General features: G+C 55.9%; 25 protein-coding genes and 1 pseudogene. 18 read left to right on the forward strand and 8 right to left on the reverse strand.

Features of this window, described 5'->3' with window-relative positions; all coding sequences use genetic code 11:
* Positions 1–284 precede the first annotated feature (284 nt).
* Together TIRI35C_RS10955 and TIRI35C_RS10960 are read left to right on the forward strand one after the other, a co-directional pair.
* Positions 285–2,036, forward strand: coding sequence for an OPT family oligopeptide transporter (locus tag TIRI35C_RS10955; RefSeq protein ID WP_188202853.1), 1,752 nt, complete (start codon positions 285–287; stop codon positions 2,034–2,036).
* A 4-nt stretch (positions 2,037–2,040) separates the two neighbouring features.
* Positions 2,041–2,559, forward strand: coding sequence for a cell division protein (locus tag TIRI35C_RS10960; RefSeq protein WP_246454776.1), 519 nt, complete (start codon positions 2,041–2,043; stop codon positions 2,557–2,559).
* Between the two features lie 20 nt (positions 2,560–2,579).
* On the opposite strand, the gene trm14 is transcribed toward TIRI35C_RS10960, so the two are convergent.
* Positions 2,580–3,677, reverse strand: coding sequence for a tRNA (guanine(6)-N2)-methyltransferase (gene trm14, locus TIRI35C_RS10965; RefSeq protein ID WP_188202854.1), 1,098 nt, complete (start codon positions 3,675–3,677; stop codon positions 2,580–2,582).
* Between the two features lie 118 nt (positions 3,678–3,795).
* On the opposite strand from trm14, the gene TIRI35C_RS10970 reads away from it, so the two are divergent.
* Positions 3,796–4,827, forward strand: coding sequence for an ABC transporter permease subunit (locus tag TIRI35C_RS10970; RefSeq protein WP_188202855.1), 1,032 nt, complete (start codon positions 3,796–3,798; stop codon positions 4,825–4,827).
* Between the two features lies 1 nt (position 4,828).
* Complete coding sequence (locus tag TIRI35C_RS10975) at positions 4,829–6,079, forward strand: ABC transporter permease (RefSeq protein ID WP_188202856.1); 1,251 nt, start codon at positions 4,829–4,831, stop codon at positions 6,077–6,079.
* Here the strand turns inward: TIRI35C_RS10975 and TIRI35C_RS10980 are convergent, their stop codons facing one another.
* A complete protein-coding gene (locus TIRI35C_RS10980) occupies positions 6,080–7,153 on the reverse strand; it encodes a GTPase (RefSeq protein ID WP_188202857.1) in 1,074 nt (357 codons plus the stop codon). It abuts the gene before it with no gap.
* The gene (locus tag TIRI35C_RS10985) at positions 7,110–7,442 is read right to left on the reverse strand and encodes a TIGR04076 family protein (RefSeq protein ID WP_188202858.1); all 333 of its coding nucleotides are present in this window, start codon (positions 7,440–7,442) and stop codon (positions 7,110–7,112) included. The genes TIRI35C_RS10980 and TIRI35C_RS10985 overlap by 44 nt, the downstream gene beginning before the upstream one ends.
* 76 nt (positions 7,443–7,518) lie before the next feature.
* On the opposite strand from TIRI35C_RS10985, the gene TIRI35C_RS10990 reads away from it, so the two are divergent.
* The 5 genes from TIRI35C_RS10990 to TIRI35C_RS11010 are packed head-to-tail and all read left to right on the forward strand — an operon-like array spanning position 7,519 to position 15,419.
* A complete protein-coding gene (locus TIRI35C_RS10990; protein WP_246454778.1) occupies positions 7,519–8,979 on the forward strand; it encodes a DUF515 domain-containing protein in 1,461 nt (486 codons plus the stop codon).
* Positions 8,980–8,989: 10 nt separating this feature from the next.
* Positions 8,990–9,997, forward strand: coding sequence for a hypothetical protein (locus TIRI35C_RS10995; protein WP_188202859.1), 1,008 nt, complete (start codon positions 8,990–8,992; stop codon positions 9,995–9,997).
* A gap of 6 nt (positions 9,998–10,003) precedes the next feature.
* The gene (locus TIRI35C_RS11000; protein WP_188202860.1) at positions 10,004–13,438 is read left to right on the forward strand and encodes an ATPase, T2SS/T4P/T4SS family; all 3,435 of its coding nucleotides are present in this window, start codon (positions 10,004–10,006) and stop codon (positions 13,436–13,438) included.
* An 11-nt stretch (positions 13,439–13,449) separates the two neighbouring features.
* Positions 13,450–14,514 carry a type II secretion system F family protein gene (locus tag TIRI35C_RS11005; protein ID WP_188202861.1) on the forward strand — a complete coding sequence of 355 codons (1,065 nt, stop codon included), beginning with the start codon at positions 13,450–13,452 and terminating at the stop codon, positions 14,512–14,514.
* A 5-nt stretch (positions 14,515–14,519) separates the two neighbouring features.
* On the forward strand, positions 14,520–15,419 hold the full coding sequence (locus tag TIRI35C_RS11010) for a type II secretion system F family protein (protein ID WP_188202862.1): 900 nt from the start codon (positions 14,520–14,522) through the stop codon (positions 15,417–15,419).
* On the opposite strand, the gene TIRI35C_RS11015 is transcribed toward TIRI35C_RS11010, so the two are convergent.
* Positions 15,396–15,890 carry an FKBP-type peptidyl-prolyl cis-trans isomerase gene (locus TIRI35C_RS11015; RefSeq protein WP_188203261.1) on the reverse strand — a complete coding sequence of 165 codons (495 nt, stop codon included), beginning with the start codon at positions 15,888–15,890 and terminating at the stop codon, positions 15,396–15,398. The two genes, TIRI35C_RS11010 and TIRI35C_RS11015, sit on opposite strands and share 24 nt — an antisense overlap.
* Positions 15,891–16,015: 125 nt before the next feature.
* On the opposite strand from TIRI35C_RS11015, the gene TIRI35C_RS11020 reads away from it, so the two are divergent.
* Entirely contained in the window at positions 16,016–16,312 is a 297-nt protein-coding gene (locus TIRI35C_RS11020) for a hypothetical protein (RefSeq protein ID WP_188203262.1), read from the forward strand.
* 5 nt (positions 16,313–16,317) lie between these two features.
* Here TIRI35C_RS11020 and TIRI35C_RS11025 read toward each other — a convergent pair whose 3' ends face one another.
* A complete protein-coding gene (locus tag TIRI35C_RS11025) occupies positions 16,318–16,812 on the reverse strand; it encodes a DUF2118 family protein (protein ID WP_188202863.1) in 495 nt (164 codons plus the stop codon).
* Positions 16,813–16,880: 68 nt separating this feature from the next.
* Here TIRI35C_RS11025 and TIRI35C_RS11030 point away from each other — a divergent pair, with 68 nt between their 5' ends.
* From TIRI35C_RS11030 to TIRI35C_RS11050, 5 genes are read left to right on the forward strand one after another with little or no spacing between them, the layout of a single operon-like run.
* Complete coding sequence (locus TIRI35C_RS11030) at positions 16,881–17,732, forward strand: DUF4129 domain-containing protein (protein ID WP_188202864.1); 852 nt, start codon at positions 16,881–16,883, stop codon at positions 17,730–17,732.
* Positions 17,719–18,171 (forward strand): hypothetical protein, encoded by a 453-nt coding sequence (locus tag TIRI35C_RS11035; protein ID WP_188202865.1) that lies wholly within the window; start codon positions 17,719–17,721, stop codon positions 18,169–18,171. Before TIRI35C_RS11030 ends, TIRI35C_RS11035 begins: the two co-directional genes overlap by 14 nt.
* A complete protein-coding gene (locus TIRI35C_RS11040) occupies positions 18,140–19,093 on the forward strand; it encodes an AAA family ATPase (protein ID WP_188202866.1) in 954 nt (317 codons plus the stop codon). The genes TIRI35C_RS11035 and TIRI35C_RS11040 overlap by 32 nt, the downstream gene beginning before the upstream one ends.
* Positions 19,094–19,102: 9 nt before the next feature.
* The gene (locus TIRI35C_RS11045; RefSeq protein ID WP_188202867.1) at positions 19,103–20,413 is read left to right on the forward strand and encodes a DUF58 domain-containing protein; all 1,311 of its coding nucleotides are present in this window, start codon (positions 19,103–19,105) and stop codon (positions 20,411–20,413) included.
* Positions 20,404–20,826, forward strand: coding sequence for a hypothetical protein (locus tag TIRI35C_RS11050; RefSeq protein WP_188202868.1), 423 nt, complete (start codon positions 20,404–20,406; stop codon positions 20,824–20,826). The genes TIRI35C_RS11045 and TIRI35C_RS11050 overlap by 10 nt, the downstream gene beginning before the upstream one ends.
* On the opposite strand, the gene TIRI35C_RS11055 is transcribed toward TIRI35C_RS11050, so the two are convergent.
* The gene (locus tag TIRI35C_RS11055; RefSeq protein ID WP_188203263.1) at positions 20,823–21,656 is read right to left on the reverse strand and encodes a carbohydrate kinase family protein; all 834 of its coding nucleotides are present in this window, start codon (positions 21,654–21,656) and stop codon (positions 20,823–20,825) included. The two genes, TIRI35C_RS11050 and TIRI35C_RS11055, sit on opposite strands and share 4 nt — an antisense overlap.
* Positions 21,657–21,812: 156 nt before the next feature.
* Between TIRI35C_RS11055 and TIRI35C_RS11060 the strand changes: the two genes are divergently transcribed.
* The 3 genes from TIRI35C_RS11060 to TIRI35C_RS11070 all read left to right on the forward strand — a co-directional run bounded on the left by TIRI35C_RS11060 (position 21,813) and on the right by TIRI35C_RS11070 (position 23,975).
* Entirely contained in the window at positions 21,813–23,309 is a 1,497-nt protein-coding gene (locus tag TIRI35C_RS11060) for a carboxypeptidase M32 (RefSeq protein ID WP_188202869.1), read from the forward strand.
* Positions 23,310–23,397: 88 nt separating this feature from the next.
* A complete protein-coding gene (locus TIRI35C_RS11065; protein ID WP_188202870.1) occupies positions 23,398–23,634 on the forward strand; it encodes an antitoxin VapB family protein in 237 nt (78 codons plus the stop codon).
* On the forward strand, positions 23,607–23,975 hold the full coding sequence (locus TIRI35C_RS11070; RefSeq protein WP_188202871.1) for a type II toxin-antitoxin system VapC family toxin: 369 nt from the start codon (positions 23,607–23,609) through the stop codon (positions 23,973–23,975). The genes TIRI35C_RS11065 and TIRI35C_RS11070 overlap by 28 nt, the downstream gene beginning before the upstream one ends.
* Here TIRI35C_RS11070 and TIRI35C_RS11075 read toward each other — a convergent pair.
* Both TIRI35C_RS11075 and TIRI35C_RS11080 read right to left on the reverse strand, forming a co-directional pair.
* Positions 23,968–24,315, reverse strand: coding sequence for an ASCH domain-containing protein (locus TIRI35C_RS11075; protein ID WP_188202872.1), 348 nt, complete (start codon positions 24,313–24,315; stop codon positions 23,968–23,970). The two genes, TIRI35C_RS11070 and TIRI35C_RS11075, sit on opposite strands and share 8 nt — an antisense overlap.
* A gap of 12 nt (positions 24,316–24,327) precedes the next feature.
* Positions 24,328–24,549: pseudogene (locus TIRI35C_RS11080) on the reverse strand (NAD(P)/FAD-dependent oxidoreductase); the annotation flags it as partial.

Consider the following 24,549-nt stretch of genomic DNA (forward strand, 5'->3'; position numbering starts at 1 on the left):
AACCATCGTTCGGCAGATTAAACGACACATTAAACGCCCTTCGAGCCTCCAATGTCGTAATGTGCGTTGGTGTCCACTTGTCCATCTTCCTGATGAATTTTTATTCATGCTAAGACTAAAAACGGCATAGAAGTTCCTTTCAACTCGTTTCTGGTTTTAACTTCGCGTTCTTGACTTTTACAGGGCTGAAAAACTTTATATTCTGAAACGGGCCAACCTCCAAGGAATGCACATTCCTAAAGAACGTGGACATGAATGCTCATAACTGTACAGGAGGTTGGGAGATGGCGGACGCCAACTGGAAGCTTGGAGAAGCGAGCTGGAAGAGTAAGGATTCGGACGAGACCTACCGCGAAGTGACGCCCGCTGCTATAATCCTCGGCGTCATCTGGGGCGCCTTCATGGCCGCCAGCTTCACCTACGCGGGAATGATAATGGGCTTCACCTCCGGCGGTTCAGCGATAGCCGCCATCGTCGGATGGGGAGTCCTCAGGGGAATTCTCAAGAAGGGAACCGTCGTCGAGAACAACATCGTCCAGACCATCGCTTCGGCAGTCAACATCTCCGTCTCCGGAGTCATCTTCACCATACCTGCGCTCTACATCATGGGCCTGCACCAGGAGATAAACACGACCTACTTCTTCCTCGCCACCGCGGCTGGGGCGATACTGGGAATCACCTTCATCATCCCGCTGAGGAAGCAGATGATTGAGATAGACCGCCTCCGCTTCCCGACCGGAACGGCCGTTGCCACCGTCCTCAAGACCCCGGGAAGCGGAATCGAGAAGGCCAGACTGCTCTTCCTCGGCATGGCCGTCAGTGCAGTTGTCTACCTGATTCAGCAGTTCCCGGTGCTTGGCCTTCCGGAGATAATCCCAGAGTACATTGACCTCGGCGCGATGCTCCACCTCCCCGGATGGGTCAGCCTGGCTATGGCCCTCTCGCTGATGGTCTTTGGAATGGGCCTCATCACCGGAAGGAACGGTCTCATAGTCCTCGCCGGTGGAATACTCTCATACTACATCATCACGCCCATAGTTAAGACCCTCGGCTGGCTTCCGAGCGACGTCAGCGGTGGAGCGATCAGCGGCTTCGTCTACGCCAACATGACCAGGCCGCTTGGCATAGGAATGCTCCTCGGCGGCTCGATAGCCGGGCTGATACTCTCGATGCCCGTCATCATAGTCGCCCTCAGGAGCATAGCCAACGCGAGCAAGCTCGGAACCGGAAGGAACGAGGAGCTCCCGATAAAGTACCTCTACGCCGGAATAACCCTAGCCTTCCTCCTCCTGCTGGTCACTACCTACCAGCTCGGCGGCCTCGGCATCGGCAGGAGCCTGCTCACTGCACTCGTCGGCGTCGCCTGGATATTCGTCGCCTCGCTGCTCGTCGCCATGTCCACCGGAATGACCGACTGGAGTCCGGTTTCCGGCCTCTCGCTCGTGTCGGTCATGATACTCCTCTACCTCACCGGCAAGCAGGTGCCGCTGACCATACTCCTCGGAGCCACCGTCGGTGTCGCCATCTCCGGCGCCGCCGATATGATGCAGGACCTCAAGACCGGCCACCTCGTTGGCGGCATTCCCTCCAGGCAGCAGAAGGTCGAGCTCCTCACCGCCTGGATAGGCCCGATAATAGCCCTCACCGTCGTCGGCCTCATATGGAAGGCCTACGGCATTGGAAACGAGATGGTCCCGGCGCCGCAGGCGATGGCCCTCAAGTCCATGGTCGATGCGATCCTCGGCGGCAACGTTCCGGTGGACAAGTTCCTCGCGGGAGGAATCCTCGGCTTCGCCCTCTCCATGAGCGGAATACCGGGACTCGGCGTCCTCGTCGGCCTGTCAATGTACCTGCCGATGCTCTACATCCTGCCCTACGGACTCGGCTGTATCGTCCACGAGATAGCCAAGAGGAAGAAGGGCAACGAGTTCATAACCGAGAAGGTGCTCCCGGTCGCGGCCGGACTGATGGTCGGAGAGGCGGCAATGACGCTCCTCTTCGCGGTCCTGACCGTTATGGGAGTGCTCCACCCGTGAGGTGATGGAAATGAAGAAGCTCGTTGGAAACGTCCTGCTCACGGTAGGCCTCGTTACGGGAGCCATTACCGCCGCCAGGATACCGCCCATGTGGGGCGGCTTGGCAGTTTCCCTGGCCGTCATGGGTGCCGGAATATTCCTCAGGCGCCAGGGTGCCAGGGAGGAGCTCCATAGGGCGGCCCAGAGCGGAACCGGTGGCGTCAGGGAGCTTGAGAGGCTCCTCACCGATGCCCTTGGCAGGATTGAGAGGATAATGGACGCCCCGCGCGAGAAGGCCGTTGAAGAGCTCACCGGAATCCTTGAGGAGCTCGATGAGTTCGCCGAGAAGGCGCAGCCCCTAAGGATAGAGGGCCTCATGACATACGGAACCATCATGAGCGTCTTCAGCAGGGGCGAGAGGGCCCTCAACAGGGCATGGAGCGCCTTCGCCGACGGCTATGAGAACGAGGGAAGGAGATACCTCCGCTACGGCTACGAGGACCTCAAGGAGACCCTCAGCGCGGTCAAGGCGCTGAAGGTCTGATCCTAAATTTTTCTTTCTCGCTATTCTATGATGTATGTGTGCACCATAAGCCCTCCGTGCCCTATGAGGCGGTGGTGCTTGATTTCAAAGCCGTTCTCTGTTATGGCTTCCTCTATCGCCCGCTTTTCTGTCGTTATGAAGACCCCGCGCTTTTCGAGAACCTTTGCCAGCTCGCCAAAGAAGTCCATGTAGAGCCCCGGAATCATGCTCTTTCTGCCTATTTTAAGGCCGTAGGGAAGGTTGCTCACCGCGAAGTCCACACTCTCGACGTATTCGCTCAGCCTGGTGGCGTCTCCGAGGAGGAACTCTATCCTCCCCATGACTCCCGCGGAGAGGGCGTTCATCTCGGCCCCGCGCAGGTGTTTTCTGTACTTCTCCAGGCCGAGTATTCTCCCTTCGTAGCTCCTGAGCGCTAACTCAATCGGAATCGTACCGCTTCCACAGAATGGGTCTACGAAGGAACCGCCGTCTGGCCTTGCCAGCTCAATCAATGCGTTCGCTATGCTGGCCTTGAGATGAGCGGGGTGGTCGTAAACGCGCCAGGGCCTCTTATGGAGGGAACTATCTCCAGTCGTATCTATCCCGAGGAAGAAGACGTCTCCTATAAGTTCCGCCCTGAAAATCACCGCCGGGTGGTCGAGGTTGACTTTTGGCCTTCCGAAGCGCTCAAGCCTCTCGAATATCGCCTTTCCAACTTTCTTTGATATGTCGAGGCTCGTTATCTTATGTTCACCCTTCCTGAAGGAGCGTACTGCAAAGGGTTCGCTCACCTTGACGTACCTTTCCACTGGAAGCTCTGAGACGAACTCCTCTATCCTCCTGAGGGCAAGGTCGGGTTCGTCTCCCCCGATCCCCTCAAAGCGCTCGCTCGCTATCTCGACTATTACACGGTGAAGGAGCCTTGAGCGCTCGTTAAGATAGGTTGAAACGCTCAGCTCCCTCTTCCTGCCCTTTTCGTCGGTGTAGAAAGCTTCGCCGACTTCAGCTAAAACCCTCCCCTCAACGCCGAGTGGCTTTTCCTCCACTCGAAACGGAACTCCAAGGCCAGAGAGCAGGTTCTCAACCTCTCCCTTTGCAATGTCCTCCATGCCCTTGGAAGTCGTTAGTAAAAGCCTCATGTGGTCACGTTGTTCGCCCCGTTTAAAAAACCTGCTCCGCCCTTCCGTGTTTTTGGAGTTTTTATATTTAACTTTTCCCGATAGCTTTATATACAATTCGCGGTCAAAATACTTTGCCATGAGACTTCCGGTCAGGAGCCTGGTGCGCCTTGTGGCGGTTTACCTTGGCGTCCTCCTAGTGATCGTTCTGGTAGCCGGCGCCAGCTCGAACAAACTGACGTGGGAGTATGCTCATGAGGCTGTTCTCCACATCCGCGAATCCAACCCGGCTTTTTACGCCGAGCTTGAGAGGAACGCCACTCGGGAAGGACTGACGGTCGATGAGTACTACTACAGAATACTCACTAAGGCAAAGGGAGTTGAAACCGACAACCTTCTCCTCATGGGGATAGACCTCCTCAGGAAGAGCTTTGACTACTACCGCGAGAACCCCAAGTACGACTTCGCCCACGTCATAGGAATCAGCCTCGCAGTCATGGGGCTGGCCATGGTTCTGACTCTTTTCCTGGGCCTCTTCCTCGGCTTCAGGCTGGCGAACGGTAGGTTCCTTGGAACGGTTGAGGGACTGGCGCGCTTTTTCAACGGCCTGCCCTCCTGGTGGATTGGTGCGGTTCTGATAGCGGTCTTCGCGGTCGAGCTGGGCGTTCTTCCCATCGCCGGCCTGAGGAGCACCCCTCCAAAGGAGGGCTTTGGGGACTTCCTCGACGTTCTCTGGCACCTCATCCTCCCGGTTTCCACGCTGGTCTTCGTCTACGTCTGGGAGTTCATAGTTACTGTGGCCCACGAGGTGAGGAACGAGCTTGGAAAGCCCTACGTCCTCACGGAGAGGGCTAAAGGCCTTCCTGAGGGGCTGATATACAGGAAGCACGTCCTCAGAAACGTTTCCATCGTCCTGAGTTCTTTCACGGTCCAGAAGTTCGTGGAGATGTTCACGGATTACATAGTCATCGACGTCCTCTTCGGCCTCGGCGGTCTTGGAACCCTCCTAAGGGCCAGCTTCGTTAGGACCATAGTCCCGGCCATAGGTGTCGTCGTGCGCTTTGACTACCGCCTCTTCTTCGTCGTCACTCTCTCTATAGCTACCATAACCTTCCTCTTCTCCCTGCTGCTTGAGCTGACCAAGGGACTGCTCGATCCGAGGGTGAGCTGAAATGGGGCGGAAAGCGGGAATAGCGATACTGGTAATCTTCGCGCTCTTCGTGGCCTTCTCTAACGCGGGCGTGAGCGACGAGGACATGGCCAACTGGGAGAACCTTAACTACTGGAAGGACAACCCCCGAATGGCTTACCCCTCGTGGTTCGTCCTCTTCGGCGACAGGACCCCCACGGCCTTTCTGAAGCCGGTGGTTCTTGAGGAGAACGGCTCGCTGGTCTACAGGTTTTCCTACGAACATACCTACCGCGACAAGCCGAGCGACGTTAGGTTCTACGGCCTTCCCTACGGTGGAGAGGTTGAAATAAGCGTTTTGAGGCCGGACGGGATTAGAGTGCCCCTCTATGGCGGTATAGCGACCTCGGGCAACCTCAGCCTCAACACCAACATGCGGGCGGGAGTTGTTTCTTCGCTTTCCGACGTTCTCAATCTCAGCGAAGCTGGGTACGTTCTCTTCTCCGCAACTCAGCTCCTGTTCTCCCGCGACGGAAGTATGGCGACTCTCAACGGGGAGTACGTCTTTGAGGTTCGCTTTGCTGGAAACGCCACACCCTCCGTTGAAATCCTCGGAACCTGCTACGGTCTCCTCGGCACGGACTCCTACGGCAGGGACATGTGGGTCGGCTTCGTCAAGGGAATGAACAACACCCTCTACCTTGCATTCTTCACCACGGTGATAATAGTGGTCCTGGGGGTTCTGATAGGCCTCCTGTCCGGCTACATTGGCGGTGCCCTGGGTGAGTTCATAACGTTCCTCTTGGAGGTTCTCGTCGCTTTGCCGATGCTCCCGATCCTCGTCGTCCTCGTCTGGCTCTTCTCCACCCAGGGCTACGGCCAGCAGGTCAGGATAAACCCCGTCCTCTTCATGTTTTTCGTTGCCCTCCTCACCCTCGGGAAGTTCGCCAAGACGGTTAGAATGATGACGATAAAGGAGAAGGTGAACGAGTACGTCAAAGCCGCGGTGAGCATGGGCGCCGGCACGCTCTGGGTCCTGAGGAGGCACATACTCCCGCCGGTCGGGGAGTTCTCGCTGAGGTACTCCACTATACTCCTAGCCAGGATAGTGGCCCTCGTTTCCGTGTTCGGGTTCTTTGGCCTGATTCCGGGTACCAACTGGGGCTCCTTTATGATAGAGGCCATGAACCAGGGGGCGCTCTACGGGGGCTACTGGTGGTGGATAGTGGCTCCAGGCCTCGCCATGGCCGTCCTGAGCGCCGGTCTGGCTTTCGTCTCCTCTGGCTCCGGTTAGCTACTCCATTATCGCCACCACACCCTTCCACTTCTTGCCGAAGCACTCGCTCGCCAGGACGTGTTTGCCAGTCAGCCGCTCCAGGAGCTTCGTTCCGCCGTCGCACTTCTTGAAGCCCGTCGCTATTCCCACGGTGAAGCCCTCTATTTCCCTTATTCCTACGCGCTTTGTGCCGTCAAGCTTCTCCCTCAGCTCGTCGCCGTACTTCCAGAGTATCCTCCTCGGGTCGAGAAGGAGTTCTCGCTCGACACCGTCGAGGATTTCCTCGAAATCCCATGTGACGTCTTCTTCGGCTTTCTTCTCCCTGCCGAAGAGGGTGAACCTGCCGGTCTGCCACTCCCGGAGGAACCACCTTGCCGTCTCCTCCAGGTCGACCTCGCCACCGGCCTTTATGAGGCCCCTCTTCTCCCCTATCCGCCTGAGGATTTCCTCCTCACTCTCGAACTCCTCGATGCCGAATTTCTCGGTGAGGGCCTCCCTCCTCGTATCCAGAATACGCCTGATGAGTTTGAGCGCCGGTTTGACGGGCTCGTCTATCTTGTCCGCGGGAAAGCCCCCCTTGATGACCAGCTCGTCGAAGTCGTCTATCGGGATGACACCGGGGCTGTCGAGGAGCCATAGCTTTTTGCTCAGCTTTATCAGCTGTTTGCCCTTTGTGTAGCCTGGAATCGGGGCGGTTCCAACCGCTTTCTTTCCCTTCAGGGTGTTGATTATCGTGCTCTTGCCGACGTTGGGGTAGCCGATGAGGGCCACCTTGACCTTTTCCCTCTCATCCAAAAGCGGCCTGGCGAGCCTTTTAATTTCCCTCCTCAGTATCCCGGTTCCCTTTCTCTCGCGGGCGGATATGAAAACCACCGGTATCTCGCTCTTTCGCTTGTACTCCTCGGCCCATTCTTTTGGTACCAGGTCCGCCTTGTTCATGACTATGAGGAGCGGTTTTTCCTCCTCTAGGATGAGCCTCTCAAGCTTTCGGTTCCTGGTTCCTATGGGGTCGCGGGCATCGACGACCTCGACGATAACGTCGGCCTCGTCAACTACCTCCCTCACCACCCTCCACGCCTTTCTCGCCTTCATCTCTCACCACCGTTATCTCGAAGATTACTGTACCGCCGTCCGTGTACGGCGGCCCCGGGTCGAGGCACTGAACGTATGCCTTCTCACCCCTACCCAGGCCTAGTTCACCCGGCTTAATACCCTTTCGCAGCGCAACTATGTACGGCAGCAGCGATGAGAATGCATGGGTGCATATTGCGTCCGTTTCTTCCAGGTTCACCCTGGGTCCCTCGACCACTATCCTGTCTCCGAGGCGAAAAACGGGACATTTTCCCCGGATTTCTACTACGCGAATCTCTAACCGCTCCATACACTCACCGAAACCTAAATAAAGATTGACGTTCAAAAAACTATTTGATATAAGAAGCCAGTTATGATAACGATTGATGGTGGTGCTCAACGTGTCCGAGGATATCGAGGCGAAGATTCGCCGTTTGAGGGAGCTGGGTAAAGCCAGCGCGGAGCCCGAAGTCCCAAAAACCGCTGCCCCTCCTGTCAAAAAGCCTCCCAAGAAGCCCCGTCCTGTGGGGAGCATTAGGGAGAGGGAGAGAAGGAAAAGAATCCTCACCGGCGCCGCGATAGTCATTATCGTCATCCTCATAATCTCCGTGGGTGCGTATTTCTACATACAGAACAGGGCTGCGGAACAGCTTGCCAATGAGAAGAACCAGAAGCTCAAAGAAGTATACACCTACTTCCAGGGGGACATCGTCAACCAGTCCAAGAACTGTACCCAGAAGCCGATAGAGATAAGAAGGGACCTCATCAATGCCATCAAATCTGCTCAGTCGGTTGATGAGCTCAGTGCCGTTGACGTTAAGGGAGCCTACGATCAGGCCCTGAATGAGTACAACGAATGCCTCCAGAGGATAGAGCGCCTGAAGTATGAGAGGGTTCTCAACCAGACCAAGGCTGAGAAGATACGGGACATAGAGACCGAGTTCCAGGGCCTCCTTGCCATGCCACTTCCGGATGATATAAAGGCCAACGTCATAGACTCCATGAAAAGCCTCGAGGCGCAGGTCGAGAGCGCGGAGACCGTGGAGCAGGTGAATTCCATCGACCCGTCCCCCTACCTCCTCGAGCTTTGGAGGGACTATTACTACTATAAGATTGACATGATCCCGGGCCAGGAGGTCATCCTTGAGAGGGAATCCGTCAAGAGGATAGTTAGCAAAGCGGACGCCAAGGCAATCCTGGGCGGGATCCTTGACTACAGGGAGCTCATGCAGTACCAGGTTTACAAGGTTGAGTACGTGGATATAGCCCTTGTCCTCTCAAGGGACAGGATAAACGGTGCCTTCCTCTCACCCGGAGACAAGATCATGGTTTTCGCCAAGAACGATACCAGCGCACAGTTCAAGGAGATAGCCAACGAGGGCTACGTCCAGCTGGTACTCCTGCCGACGGATGCGGGTATTATCTCAGTCAACGAAGCCCAGAGCCAGAGCAGCTCATCCAGTACGTCCTCGAGCACTCAGTACAGTGAGGACCACTCCACCACATACACCCCCGGCGACACCACCATAAGCGATGGACAGACCACCAGCGACACCTACACCAACAGCCAGAGCGCCAGCCAGAGCGCTTCGGCGAGCTACAGCTACTCCGTTGACCTCACCGAGATACTCAAGGCGATCGCCGCTGGCAAGATACAGGCCAGCGATGAGGTCAAGGAGCAGCTCAGGGCCTACGGCTGGGAGGTGGTTGACCTCGAGAAGGAGTCGGGAATGCTCGTGCTCGACCCGAACTCCCAGTTCCTCGTGGTCGTCAGGGTACCCTCGATATTCGTGCCCGACATACTCTCCAACCAGCAGTACCTCTACATAGCTAAGATTGCAACCTGAGGTGGTCGGCATGAAGCGCCTCGTAGCGACCATCTTTATTCTTTTGTTAGCTTCTTCTCTGGTTAGTGCGGAGACTTACAACCTCCCCGGCCAGACCCCGGATCAGAAGCCCTATAACAACATTGGAATCCTCGGGGAGGTCATGGTGGACCTCAACGTTACCGTTGTAAACACCGCTCCCTTCCCCAAGTTCGTGATAGTCAACCCCCGTTACGATTTTCACGTTCTCAGGCTCTCCCATGATGAGTATATGGTCTCCTTCCGCATTGGAAACACCACCTACCACGCTCCCTCCCGTCTTGATAGAACGTCCCTGAACTACTATCTGGGTTTCTGGGTCATGCCCTATGAGACCGTGGTCGTCAACTTCAGGATACCCTACAACAACTCCTACCTTCTTCAGACCGTGGACTATCAGTCCCTCTGCGGCGACTCCGGTAAGATAACCAACGTTACCTATTACGTCATTGGAGGCAATCTGACCTACGGTGGTCACATAGAGGTGCCGGACGACATTTCCATGCTCAGCTGTGGGGTGGCGTATCCCCAGCTGGTGAACACGCCGAAGGTTATCTCAATGAGGAGCATGTTCCCGATGAACGACGGGCACATAAAGGTCCTCAAATACGAGGGAACCGTCACCTTCCGCCTCACCAACGCTCCAAACAGGGCCGGCGTATTCAACACGTTCTTTGCCGCGGCGATACCGGTTATCTTCAAAGATGCCAGGATGTACAACTTCACCCCCAACTACACGATGACCTACAGGGAGTACATGGACGAGTTCGTATGGAGGTACAAGGGACTGGAGCCGCCGAAGAGGAGGGAACCCCAGCAGCTCCCGAGCACGTCCAACCTGTTCCAGCTCTCAGACACCCTTCTGACGGGGGTTACGGTTGGTGCCCCAGAGGTTAAACCCCCGAGGGAAGCGGGTCTTGACTTCCCGGTCTGGATAATTTTCATGGGTAAGGGAGTTGACATAAAATACCACGTGGAGTGGACTGCTGAGGGGCGGTGAGAGTCTGTGTTCGATGAGAAGAAAAAGAAGAAAGAAAGCCTCTCATGGATCGATGAGATACTCAATGGGGAAGATGACCTGCTTGAGAACATGCTGAAGGGGGATGAGAAGAAGAGAAAGGAAGACAAGGGAGAGGGTGTTCCCTTCATCAAAGGAGGCGGCGGGGTAAATCTGGAGGACATCCTGAGCACCCCTACGACCCCAGAGGAGGCGGCGGAGAACAGACCCACCGGTGCCGATATCCTGGGGGAGATATTGGTTAAGGAAGAGAAGCCCAAGGAGAAGCCAAAGCCGGCACCGAAGTCCAAGCCGCCATCCACCCTCCAGGATATCCTTGGTTCTTCCGTACGCGTTGAAGAGACCGCCTACGCCGGAAGGGCTGAGGTTCTTGACGCGTACGGTAACGTGCGTATCCTGAGGGTCAAGGGAGAGCCAGTCCCCCTGTACGAGATACGCCTCCCCAAGCTCAGTCGCGAGGAGGAGGAGCTGTTTTTGAGGATCAAGGACAGGGCTATAACCGAGCTTCAGATAGACCCCTCCGCGTTCCCCAACGCTGAGGAGCGCAGAAGGGTCTTCATGAACGCGGTCAGGAGGATGATAAAGGACGAGGCCCCGCACTTCTCGGAGGGCAGGGTGGAGATACTCGCCGAGATGATAGTCCAGTCAATGATAGGCTACGGCAAGCTGGACCCCCTCGTCCGCGACGACAACCTTGAGGAAGTCATGGTTATCGGGAACAACAGGCCGGTTTACGTCTGGCACAGGCGCTTCAACATGTGCAAGACCAACATTGTGTTCGATGAGGAGAAGGAGATACTGAACATCATCGAGCGCATAGCCAGGGAGGTAGGCAGGAGGATAGACCAGCAGAGCCCCCTCCTTGATGCCCGCCTTCCCGATGGAAGCCGTGTGAACGCCACCATACCGCCGATAAGCATTGACGGACCGACCATAACCATTCGTAAGTTCAAGAAGGACCCGCTCACCATCATAGACCTCATCAAGTACGGTACCATGAACACGGACATAGCGGCCCTTCTCTGGATCTTTGTCGATGGACTCGGTGTCAAGCCCGCCAACGTCCTCGTTGCTGGTGGAACGGGTTCAGGTAAAACCACCACCCTCAACTCACTCGGAATGTTCATCCCGCCGAGCGAGCGTGTCATAACCATAGAGGACACCGCGGAGCTTCAGCTGCCAGTTGAGCACTGGATCAGACTCGAGACCAGACCGCCAAACGTCGAAGGCAAGGGAGAGGTCACGATGGACGACCTCGTTAAGAACACCCTCCGTATGCGTCCTGACAGAATTATCGTCGGTGAGGTTCGTGGTCCGGAAGCGAGGACGATGTTTACTGCAATGAACACGGGACATAATGGGGCCCTCTACGACTTCTCGGTCATACAGCTCTCGGACGGCAGGTTCGTGCTCATCGGTGACCTCATCGATGAACTCTTCGAGAAGTACTCGGACAGAGTTGAAACCTACAAGGATTTGGAGTACATAGCCCTCGACGAGAAGGACAGGTTCGAAGTGGTAAGCGTCGGTCCCGACCTGAAGGCAGGAAAGCACGTCGTTTCAAGGGTCTGGAGGAGAAAGGTAAGGCCCGGAGAGAAGCTTATCCGCGTGAGAACGAGGACGGGCAACGAGGTAATACTCACCAAGACCCACCCGTTCTTTGTCTTCTCCGATGGTGACGTCGTGAGAAAAGAGGCGGAGAAGCTGAAGCCAGGGGACAGAGTTGCTGTGATGAGGAAACCGCCAAGGCCACCGCAGAGGAAGGCCATCGTAAGTCCGGAGGTTTACGCGAGAATAAGTGACTACTACATCGTTCCCAACGGAGAGGGCCTCGTGAAGGTTCCGAACGACGGAATTCCACCTGAGGAAGCCCAATATTTGATCTCAGTCAACTCCCGGCCAGTTAGGATTGTCCGCGAGGTGGACGAGAAGCTCTCCTACGCCGTTGGCGTAATCCTCGGCGACGGCTACATCTCCTCGAACGGCTACTACGTCTCGGCCACCTTCGACGACTCCTCCTACATGAACGCCTTCACCTCGGCCCTGTCGGAGTTCCTGCCGAAGAGCGAGCCCGAAATCAAAAGAAACAATGGTTATACCGTTGTGACCTACGGCTCGAAGATATTCGCCGAGTTCCTTAACAGGGCATTTGGAATCCCGAAGGGTCGGAAGGAGAACATTGACGTACCCGATTTGGTTCTTTCCAACGACGACCTTCTGAGGTACTTCATAGCTGGCCTCTTCGATGCCGATGGCTACGTTGACGAGAACGGCCCGGCAGTGATACTCACGACGAGGAGTGAGAACCTCGCGAGGAAGGTCTGGTACGCCCTTCAGAGGTTGGGGATAGTAAGCACTGTTTCCAGGGTGAAGAACAAAGGCTACAAAGATAGCTTAATCTTCAGGGTCACCGTGAGGGGCGTCGATGATTTAATCAGGTTCAACCGCTCGGTTCCCCTCATGCACTCGCGGAAGAAAGCAAAGCTTGAGGGACTCATCAGGAAGTACAGAGCCTACCGCGGAAAGAGGACCGATCGCGTTCCGATTTCACCGTCAATGCTCGAACCCATAAGAAAGAAACTCAACCTCAGGGTTTCCGAGCTTTCAAAGCTCGCCACCAGCCACGCCGGCGAGAAGGTTTCAGAAAGCCTCATACGCCACGTCGAGAAGGGTAGGGTAAAGGAGATAAGGCGCTCCGCTTTGAAGGGAATTGCAATAGCACTCCAGCAGGTGGCGAAGGATTTGAACGATGACGAGGCCTGGGTTCAGGCGAAGAGGCTTGAGCTAATAGCAGAGGGGGACGTCTACTGGGACGAGGTTATCAGCGTTGATGAGGTCGAGCCGGCGGAGCTGGGTATAGAGTACCTCTACGACCTCACCGTCGAGGAGGATCACAACTACGTTGCTAACGGTATACTTGTTTCGAACTGTATGGGTACAATCCACGCCAACAGCGCCCGTGAGACGATAGTCCGTCTTGAGAGCCCCCCAATGTCCGTCCCCAGGATCATGATCCCCGCACTTGATATCGTCATCATGCAGGTCAGGTTCCACAGCAGAAAGAAGGGTACTATAAGGCGCATCACCGAGATAGCGGAGATATCGGGCATCGAGGCCGAGAGCGTTCAGCTCAACAAGCTCTACAAGTACGACCCGGCGAAGGATGAGCTGGTCCCCACTGGTGTGCCGAGCAAGACACTGAACACCCTCTCCCACCACACAGGTATGAGCGTATCCGAGCTGGAGCTGGAGAGGGAAAAGAGAAAGATAATCCTCGACTGGATGGTCGAGCAGGGAATAAGGAGCATCGAGAAGGTGGGTCACTACATCAGACAGTTCTACATAGACGAGGAGGCGCTGCTCAAGAAGATAGCCGCGGAGAGCAGTCTTGAGACTAGCAGACAGATTAAGAATATAATCTAAGGGTGATAATCGTGGGCGTCATTGGAGTCATCACGAACTTTTTGGAGCGCCTTGGCGGGAAGACAATAGAAGTAGCTGAGAAGCCCGTGAGAAAGATTCCCCAGGGCAAGAGCGTTCAGGAAAGGCTCAGGGCGTTGAAGGAACTCCAGAAGGAGATCGAGGCGGAGAAGGCCGAGGTCGAGACCGAAAAGGAGATGGAGGAGATAATCGAATGGAGGAAGAAAGAGATACAGCGCCCGTTCTCTGATAGGCTCGCCGATACCATGCTGCGCTATTTCAGGGGCCCGATCGAGTCCATGACATCCTCGTTTAAGGGCCTCGACCAGGATCTCTACCGGGCAAGCATACTTACCCCTCCAGACAGGTACGTCGCCCTGATACTGGCCGTTGCTATATTTGCGGGGATATTCGGCTTCATCTTCGCATACCTCCTTTACATGCCCATTGAAACATCCGCCCTGATAGGGGTTCTGGGATTCATTGGGGGCTTCTTCTACATGAGGCAGTATCCCAAGATGGTGTGGAAGCGCAGGGTTGCTGAGGTTGAGAGAAGCATGCCCTACGCCCTCCGACACATGGCTTCCCTCCTCAGCGCCGGCGTTGGTATCTCGGAGGCGATGCTCTCCGTGGCCCGTGCGGACTACGGCGTTATCTCCGAGGAGTTTGAGCTTGTGCTGAGGGACATGAGAACGGGTTCCTCCTTTGAGGATGCCCTCATGAAGTTTGACGAGAAGATGGGTTCGGAAAACGTCAGCAGGGTCGTCAAGCAGATACTGAGGGCGGTCAAATTCGGTGGAAACCTCTCAGAGATACTCTACAAACTGGCCGAGGACTTCGCCTTCGAGTACAGAATGAAGCTCGTGGAGTACGTTCAGAGGGTCAACGGTATAGCATTCATATACATGTTCCTCACGATCGTCATGCCCACAATGTTCGTGGTTGGAATCCTCGCCGGCTCTGTCATGGCAAGGCAGCTGATAATGCCCCCTGAGACACTGGCGGTAATCCTGCTGTTCGCGTTTCCCGCCATATCGCTGATAATAATCAACATGATCAAGAAGGGAGAGCCGAGGTGACTCTGATGGCTGGACTTTCATCGGTATTGGTATCGATCATCGAGAGGCTGGTTCCATCCAAATGGATGAAACGGTACGAGGTCTTCATATACTCCGCGAACATAAACTTCTTGGCTGCGGAGTACCTCGTTGTCTCCCTTCTGATGGGAGTTATAGCTGGTCTCCTCGCGTACATAGCCTCCATGTGGATGTACTCTCTGGCGGCATTCCTGGCGGTGTTCCTGTTAATGGCCTTCGGCTATCCCTACTGGAGGGTCAGCAAGCGCACTGAAGAGATGGAGAGAATGCTGCCCGATGCGTTTTTCTACCTCGCGAGCTCTCTCAGGGCGGGTATATCCTTCTCCGAGGCCCTGGAGGAGCTGACCACGGCCAAGTTCGGACCGCTAACGGACGAGTTCAGAAAAACCGTTGCCGAGATAAAGAAGGGCCGCCCCACCATTGACGCCCTCAAATCCTTCGCCATCAGGAACAGGAAGTCCACGGTCATATATCGCTCAATGATGATTATCATTGAGGCCCTTGAGAGGGGTGCCCCGATGAGCGACGTTCTGGTCTTCGTTGGAAACGACGTCAGGGAGATACTGAGGATCAAGCAGGAGAGGAAAGCATCGACCGGAATGCAGGTGATGTTCTTCATAATCACGAGTGGCGTTATAGGTCCGCTGATCCTCGGTGTGGTTGCCCAAATCATGGCTTCGATGAACGTCGGGGACATAAACCTCCCAGTGGAGACCGTGAAGAACATACTCCTCGGGTTTGTCGTTCTCCAGGCCATAGCATCGGGCCTTGGAATCGGGGTCATAAGAGAAGGAAAGTACTCAGCAGGGCTGAAGTACAGCCTGCTGCTTGCCGTAATGGGTGTTATAGTTTACAAGGGTGCCTCAGGCATCGGACTCGCTGCCTGATGGCTCTTCTTTTGCTTTCTCTACATCCACTATCTCGACCTCGAACACGAGGGTCTTTCCTGCGAGCGGGTGGTTGAAGTCGAGACTGACGCTCTCTTCCCCGACTTTGGCTATCTTCGCTATCCCCGAGTCGGTCATGACGTACATGCCCTCAACCGGCTCCATCCCTATGTTGGTGAACTCGGTGAGGGGAACGTCTATGATCAGCTCCGGGTTGGGCATACCGTAGGCCTTCTCCGGCGGAATCGTGACGGTCTTCTTTTCACCGATCTCCATCCCGATCAGTGCCTCGTCGAGGCCGGGAATTATCTCGCCCACGCCGACATTGACGCCGAGCGGGCCGTACTCCCTCTCCTCGACGTATATCTCGTTTTCTCTGGCGATATCCTCGTAACTCGTGTCAAAAACTTCACCGTTCTCAAACCTGCCTATGTAGTGGAACACCACAAAATCTCCAGCTTCAATCTTCATTTCCTTCAACTCCAAAACTGTCTTCAATAGGGATTACTCCCGCGCCTTATAACGCTTTTGGTGTCCCTTTCGGAAGGCACGACAGGTATATAAGGACGTTGCACTATATAATGTCGGTGATTGACATGGGATACCTTTCTGATATGCTGAGTAAGGAATATGGAAACCTCGAAGTTAGGGAAGTCTACTCCACGAAGCTGGGGGAGACGGACGTGGAGATACTCGAGGTCTCTGTGGGAGGAGAGAAGTTCATCGCCATGTTCCAGAGCGTTCCGGTTAAGGAGAACCTCTACAAGTGGTCAATAATCATAACCAGCGCCCACAACACCCGGACGCTTAAGGGAATGGACACCCTGGAGGGCATAAAGCTGGCCCTCAAGTCGAGCATTGAGGCCATGATGGCGGGAATGGGGAAGGGGTGAGCCCCTCACTCCTCGGGCAGGATGTAGTACACGTAGTGCGGCCTGTTGGTTATCTCGTCGATGAAGACCACCGTTCCGGTCTTCGGTGGCTTGAGGTAGTGGACTTCCCCTTTCTTCGTCGTCACCGCGGCGAAGGCGTCCCCTCTCCTCACTCGGTTGCCGACGTTGGCTATGATGGTCTTTGTATAGCCCTCCACGGGGAGGATGAGCAGTTCGTCGCTCTTCTTCAGGTATATCCTGGTTCTCCCGTCGGGGAGGATTAGTACCGCGTCGGCGAGCATCCTTCCCTCCGTTCCGTCCACGTATAGATAAAAGCGGTCGTAGACCTCCTTCGCCAGGAACTTCGCTCCCTCTGCCTCAACGAAGGTGGGAACCCCTTCATCCTTTCTCAGCCAGACCTCAACGCTTCCCTGGATTATCACACAGTCCCTGGTTACCTTTCCATCTTTGATGCACTCCTCCGGAGGAACCTCCACGTAGAGCCTCGGCATCTTCTCCATGCTACCACCCAAGGTTTACCTCGGGGTAAAAGCTTTTAAACCTGCCCTTCGTACCACCTTTGATAAAAATGTCCATCAGGGTAAAATTCGCGGCACTCTACGCCCTGCTCTTCACATTGATGACCCTTATGATGGGCTACAGCGTTAAAAACTCCGAACTTCAGAGGAGCGAGGCTTCATCCTTCGGCGTTCTGCTGCTTGCTATCGTTGCCGTTTCCCTGCTGGTCATCTTTCTCGTTCTCCTGAGCTGGAGGGACCTTTCGCCAGGCAAGAAAAAGTATCCCGTTAACGTCAGGTCCTACCTTATGGCCTGGGCGTTCGCGATAGCAGGCACGGCGGGGATAATCTACTACCTGGAAAGAACCCGCGTGGCTAGTGTGCCTTCCAACCTCACGTTCAACCGCTCCTTCAACAATACGACCGCCGGTGTTGCCACTCCCCCCGCCCCGGTTTACCACAACGACACAGTTTCAGCCGCCCCTTCCTCGGGGGTTCCCTCGAGCTACGTTCTCTACGGCGCGGCGCTTCTGTTCCTCGCGGGTCTGTCCTACTTTGCCGTGATCTACTACCGCGAGGCCCTCCGGAGGAGGAAGCTCAAGGAGATGAGGCTTAAGGCGGAGCTTTTTGACAGGAAGGTGGAGGAGCTGGGCCTGGATATGTTCAGCGACCCCAGGGAGGCGGTTGTCGGGATATACAAGAACGCCGTCCTCTGGCTCGAAATACTCGGCGTTCCCTATCAGGAGAGCTGGACCCACTGGGAGCACGCTGAGAGGGTTCAAATTTTCAGGGAGCCCTTCAGGGGCATAACGGAGCTCTTTGAGAAGGCAAAGTACGCCCCGGAGAAGGTCACGTGGGAGGATGCGGAGAAGGTGCTTGAACTCTACAGGAAGATGAGGGGTGCTGTGGATGAAGTTTCATAAGGTCCTCCTCGTCATCGGCTCCGTCCTGGTGCTCGTGGCCACACTGGCCGGCTCCTACCTGGTCAGGTGGCTGGCCGTTCTCTTCCTGGGGGCGGTGATGGCGTTCTTTCTGTTCGGCGTCGAGATGAACGTGGCGAGGCGGAAGCGGGACCGCAAACAGAGGGTTGAGAGGAAGACCGACGTGGACAGAACCGTTTCCCTCCTCCGGAAGGCCAGAACCGGCAGGGTCGCCCGCTCGCTGGTGGAGGAGAGGATAGTGGAAATCTACGCCACACTGTCCGATGACTACAACTCAACCTATCACTCACTCATCACGAACCCGAACGACGCTATAAGAACCCTCCGCGCGGAGGGGGATTTTCTCGACAACCTTGAGAAGGCCCTTAAGATTGTGGAGGCTGATTTAGATGAAGGTGGAGGAGATACACGAGAAGGGTAACGCCGTCCTTGGAGAGGTAAGGAAGGCGATAGTTGGAAAGGACGAGGTGCTGAGGCTTATCCTGACCACGATACTCGCCGACGGCCACATTCTGCTGGAGGACCTGCCGGGGCTTGCCAAGACCCTGATGGCCAAGAGCTTCGCAAAGGCATTGGGCGTCCAGTTCACCCGCGTCCAGTTCACGCCTGACCTTCTGCCGAGCGACATACTCGGCGTTTCGGTCTTCAACCAGAAGACGCTCGAGTTCGAGTTCAGGAAGGGGCCTGTCTTCACGAACGTCCTTCTGGCGGACGAGATAAACCGCGCCCCGCCGAAGACACAGAGCGCGCTACTTGAGGCCATGCAGGAAAGGCAGGTTACCGTTGAGGGGAACACCTACTCACTGTCCAAGCCCTTCATCGTCATAGCGACTCAGAACCCGATAGAGCAGGAGGGAACCTACCCGCTCCCGGAGGCCCAGCTCGACAGGTTCCTCGTCAGGCTTCGCGTTGGTTACCCCTCCAAGGCGGAGGAGATAGAGATACTCCGCAGGAGAATGGCCAGGAAGAAGGAGGAACCGGACGTCCAGACGGTTCTAAGCGCGGAGGAAGTGGTTGAGATGCAGAGGGCTATCGAGGAGGTCTACGTCAGCGACGCCATACTGGAGTACATAACCGACATCGTCACCGCCACGAGAGAGGACAAGAGGGAGATAGAGATAGGTGCCTCCCCTAGGGGAAGCCTGGCCCTTCTTAAGCTCTCCAGGGCCTACGCCGCCCTCAACGGCAGGGACTACGTGATTCCCGACGACGTGAAGGCCGTTGCAGTCCCGGCACTGAGCCACAGGCTCATCCTAAAGCGCGAGCTGTGGTACACCAAGGTGAGCCAGGAGAGCATAATGGGAAAGCTCCTCGAACGCGTTCCGGTCCCTAAATTCGAGTGAGGTGAAACGGTGCAGCCGGTTCCAAGAGCTCTAACACCAGTTGAACTTGCGAATGAGCCTGCTGAGGACGCTGGGCTAGATGGGAGAATGGTCCCAACGGAGAAGGCGGAAGAGCTTTTCCTCGCCCTCTGGCTCCTGGTTCTCATCGCCTTCCTCCTGCTCCGCTGGGAGCTGGTTTACCTCCTCCTTCCGGCCCTGTGGCTCGTCTTCGTCGCGGTGTTCTTCTTCAAGCCCAAGATGGTGGTGGAGCTGGAGCGGGTCGTCCCCCACAACCGCTTCCTGGAGGGCACTGAGATTGAGATAGTGCTCAAAATACGGGCCGGTGAGAGGATTCCAAGCCTAAAGGTGAGGGAGGACCTCCCCGAGGGGCTTGAGCTGATAGACGGAAGAACCGAGTGGGTGCTGTCCCTGAGGAAAGGCGAGCTGAAGGAACTTCGCTACCGCGTCCGCGTTAAGCGGGGAATCCACGAGTTCAGCTGGGTCGAGCTGAGCTACCGCGACCCCTTCGGCTTCTTCCACTTCACGAAGAAGTTCGACCTCTACACCGAGCTCATAGGCGTTCCCATAATAGAGGACGTCCCCACGCCCTACTCCACGAGGGGAACCAAGATAACCGTCGGTTCCCTGCCCAGTCCAAGGGTCGGTGAGGGCGTGGAGTTCCACGCTATCAGGGAGTACCAGCCTGGGGACCCGCTCAAGATAATCAACTGGAAGGCCACCGCCAGAACCGGCAGGATAATGGCCAACGAGTACGAGAGCGAGCGCAAGGTGGACGTTATCTTCATCGTCGATGCCTCCTACACCGGGGAGCCGGTCTTCGACAACCTCATTCGAGCCGCCGCTTCGCTCATGCTCAATGCCCTCAACAGCGGAACCAGCTTCGGTCTTCTCCTTGCAGAGGAGGTTCCCCTCTGGGTCCGCCCGGACTACGGCAAGAGGCACTTCTTCAAGTGCATCGACTTCCTCAGCACGGCCAGGCCCGACAGGAACAACATGATAGCCTACCAGGTTGAGCACCTGATACGCTCCCACTTCCCGCCGAGGGCGCAGCTGGTCTACTTTTCCCCACTCCTTACTGAGGAGAGCAGGGAAGCGCTCAGGATAATGTCATCCTTCGGCTACAACGTCGTCGTTATAAGCCCCGATCCATACACCGCAGTTGAGCCAAAGAGTCGCGAGGAGGAGCTGGCGCTGAGGCTCCTAAGTCTCCGGAGAAGGGCGATTTTAATGAAGATGGCGGGCTACGGGAGGATAATCGACTGGGACGTCAGGAAACCTCTCAAGGCCGCGATAGCGGAGGTGATTCAGGTATGGGGATAAAAAGAAGGCTCTACTCCCTTGCACCGCTGGTTCCGCTCTTCCTCCTGCTGGCCCTGATCGACCGCCGCACTCTCCTCCTGCTTCCCCTGGCCATCATGGGCCTTCAGTGGTACTTTATTGGCTCCCTCTTCCTCGTCTCCGTGGGGGCCTTCCTAATCTACACTAGGACCGGCGGTTTCTACGGCCTGGCGGTTATGACCCTTGCCCTTCTGGTCATAGAGATGGCCCACCTCGACAGGGAGCGGGCGCCGCTGGAGCACTACGCCGTCCTTCTGGCGGCGGTTGGCCTGGCCTTCCCCACGTACCTGCTGATGGTTTCCGCCTCCCCACTCCTGCCGAGGCTCGAGGTCACCGCTTTGGCCGCTTTCCTGCTGGTTGTGCTTTACGTCTTCGTCAGGCTCGCGACGGATTAGACGCTCCAACTTCCCTTTTTCTTCAGAACCTCCCTCGCCCGCTCCAGTCCGAGTTTTACGCAGGTCTCAAGGGGCTCTCCCCTGGCGTAGCCGGCCAGAAAGCCGCCGGCAAAGGCGTCTCCGGCGCCCGTGGGGTCCACGATTTCGTTTTCATTTATGGGGAGCGCCGGAAACTTCCTGAACTTCCCATCGTAGATGAGAACCCCCCTCTCGCCGCGGGTTACAACCACGATTCCGGCGCCCCATTCGTGGAGAGTCGCCGCGGCCTCCTCGACACTCTCCGCGCGGGTCATGACGAGCGCTTCTCTCTCGTTTGGGAAGACAACGTCCGTCCTCGAGACAATTTCCATCATGAGGTCGCTCTTTTCCCGGTACTCCTTCATGTAGGTGGGGTTGAAGTCGAGGCTTATCCTCTTCCCCTCGAGCCTCTTCAGGGCTTTAAGCTGCTCCGCCGGCGGAATGGGTGCGATGTGAAACAGCTCCGCTCCCATGTATCCTTCGGGAATCGGGGTCTCGCCCATCCTCCGGGCGACGCCCATCTCCACGGGGGCATCCACGCTCCCGTCCTCGTGGTAAATCATGTAGATGTGGATGGTCTTCCCCGGCAACACCTGGACACCTTGCACATCGAGGATGGAGGCCAGCTTTTTCATCCATTCTCCAGGAAAATCCTCCCCAACTCTGGTCACAAGGCCCACTTTTGCGCCGGCCAGGGCGGCGGAGGTGGCAACAGCAGCCGCCGCTCCGCCGGGCAGGAGTAGCTCATCCCTTCCGGGGAATATGATGTGGTCAATGGAAACGTGTCCCAGGACAACCAGGTCGAACTTCATCTTCATCACCGGGGGTTTGTTTTCACTGACTACGGCCATCCCTTTAAGCAGTTTCCGGTCTGAGTAATCGATTTCTACCCCCTCGTTTAGATGGACATCGAAAAGATTAAAAGAACTGCCCCCGAAAATTCTTCAAAGTGATACGGGGTGATTGCCATGGAGAGCGTCTTCCAGAACGAGACGGTAAAGGAGATTCTCGGCAAGTACCGCAGGATATGGGCGATAGGCCACGCCCAGAGCGTCCTCGGCTGGGACATGGAGGTGAACATGCCCGGTGAGGGAATTCTTGAGCGTTCGGTGGCCCAGGGCGAGCTTTCCGTTCTCAGCCAGGAGTTTCTGCTTAAACCCGACTTCGTCGAGCTCGTTGAGAGGGCGAAGGGAATCGAGAACCTCAACGAGTACGAGCGCGGCGTCGTTCGCGTCCTCGACCGCTCGATAAGAATAAGCCGCTCCTTCCCGCCGGAGTTCCTCAGGGAGATGAGCGAGGTGACCAGTCAGGCAACCAAGGCTTGGGAGGAGGCAAAAAAGGCCGACGACTACTCCAAGTTCGAGCCTTGGCTCGACAGGATTATAGACCTCGCCAAGCGCGCCGCTGAATATCTCGGCTATGAGAACGAGCCTTATGATGCACTGCTCGACCTCTTCGAGGAGGGAACCACCACCAAGGACGTCGAGCGCATGTTCGACAGGCTGGAGAAGGAGCTGAAACCGCTCGTTGAGAAGATAATGGAGGAGGGAAGGGTTCCCCAGAGCCACCCGCTCGAGAACGAGCGCTATGAGCAGGCCCAGATGGAGAAGGTAAACCGCTGGATCCTCGAGAAGTTCGGCTTCCCGCTCGGCGTTCGCTCAAGGCTTGATGTATCCGCTCACCCGTTCACAACGGAGTTTGGAATAAGGGACGTCAGGATAACCACCCGCTACGAGGGCTACGACTTCAGGAGGACGATTCTGAGCACCGTCCATGAGTTCGGGCATGCACTCTACGAGCTCCAGCAGGACGAGAGGTTCATGTTCAGCCCGATAGTCGGTGGCGTCAGCCTTGGAATCCACGAGAGCCAGAGCCGCTTCTGGGAGAACATCATCGGCCGCTCAAGGGAGTTCGCGGGACTCATCTACCCGGTCCTGAGGGAGAACCTGCCCTTCATGGCAAACTACACTCAGGAGGACGTTTACCTGTACTTTAACACGGTTCGCCCGGACTTCATAAGGACCGAGGCGGACGTTGTCACCTACAACTTCCACATACTCCTCCGCTTCAAACTCGAGCGCATGATGCTCAACGAGGGCGTTAAAGCCAGAGACCTCCCCGAACTCTGGAACGACGAGATGGAGAACCTCCTCGGCATAAGACCAAAGACCTACCGTGAGGGAATCCTCCAGGACATCCACTGGGCCCACGGTACAGTCGGCTACTTCCCGACCTACAGCATCGGAACGCTTCTTTCAGCGCAGCTCTACTACCACATGAAGAGGGACCTCAACGTGGAAGAGCACATCGCCAATGCGGAGTTCGAGCCGATAAAGGCCTGGCTCCGCGAGAGAATCCACAGGCACGGAAGCATCTACCCGCCGAAGGAGCTTCTCAGGAAGGCCATCGGTGAGGAGCTGAACCCGGACTACTTCGTAAGGTGGGTGAAGGAGAGGTATCTGTGAGGCTTTTTCTTTTCCTTTACTCAGTCTTGGACCTTTGGCAGAGATAACGCTTAAATATGATGCATGCACACAGTGTATTGGTGATTGTATGGTCAAAACGATAACGATTTCAGACGACGTTTACAACGAACTCGTTCGAATTAAGGGTAAGAAATCCTTCAGCGAGCTGTTTCGGGAGCTTCTAAGGGAGAGGAAAGGGAACGTTGATGCCCTACGCAACATACGTGGAATATTGAGTGAAGAGGAGTATCGGGAAACGAAGAGAAGGCTCAGGGAGATTGAGGAGGAGTTTGAAAAATGGGAGCAGTCCTTGACACAAATGTGATAATCGAAATCGCCAGAGACAACGAGGAAGTCTTTGAAAAAGTCACGGCTTTGGACAACACATTTTACATAACCTCGATAACTAAGTTCGAAATTCTGGCTGGAATGCCGAGAAAGGACGAGCTGATATGGCTTGAAACCCTCATTGAGCTTCCGTTCGATGGGAAATGTGCAGAGATGGCGGCATATCTTCACAAGAAACTGAAAGAAAAAGGGAGTCCAATGTCCATGAGGGACCTATTCATAGCCTCAATTGCGATTGTCAACGGTCTGCCAATAATAACCTTGGACAGCGACTTCGAGGTTTTGAAGGAATTAGGCTTTGAAGTTTACATCATTTAGACTCCCCAACCCACGCCACCGGCTCGACCTCTATCGCCGCCACACCATACTTCTTCTCCTTCTCATCGGAGTAGAAGCGGCGGTACACCTTAACACCCTCCTCGACGCTCCCCACTCCCGGGAGGACGTTCTCAATGCCCTCTTTCTCCAGCATCTCCCTGAATGAGGAGTAAACTCTCACGTCCTTCACGACGCACACCAGCTTGTTCTCGAAGACTATCTCGTCTCCCGGCCTGATGGCCTGCCTCTTCTCGTCGTAAAGCCTGCCTTCAATCCTCTTCCTTCCCTCGGCTATCGCCTTGAGGTACTCCTCCTGGAGGCCCATCTTCCACCTCGCCAAGCCATCACCTCCTCAGACGAGGTAGCGAACGATACTTGGGCTTATCCTTATTAGCTTTGCGAGGAGTTTCGGCCTCCTGAGTATTGCCTTCGCGGTCTTCACGTGATCATCGAAGTCTGCCTGCTCTTCTATGACCTCCTTCGCCTCCGCGCTTCCGAGAACCTCAAAGACGCGCTCGATGTTCTCCTGGCTCATTCCCCTGAATATCTTCCTGAAGCGCAGTCCGAAGCTTAT

It is taken from the genome of Thermococcus camini, from assembly GCF_904067545.1.
GTDB classification, from domain to species: domain Archaea; phylum Methanobacteriota_B; class Thermococci; order Thermococcales; family Thermococcaceae; genus Thermococcus; species Thermococcus camini.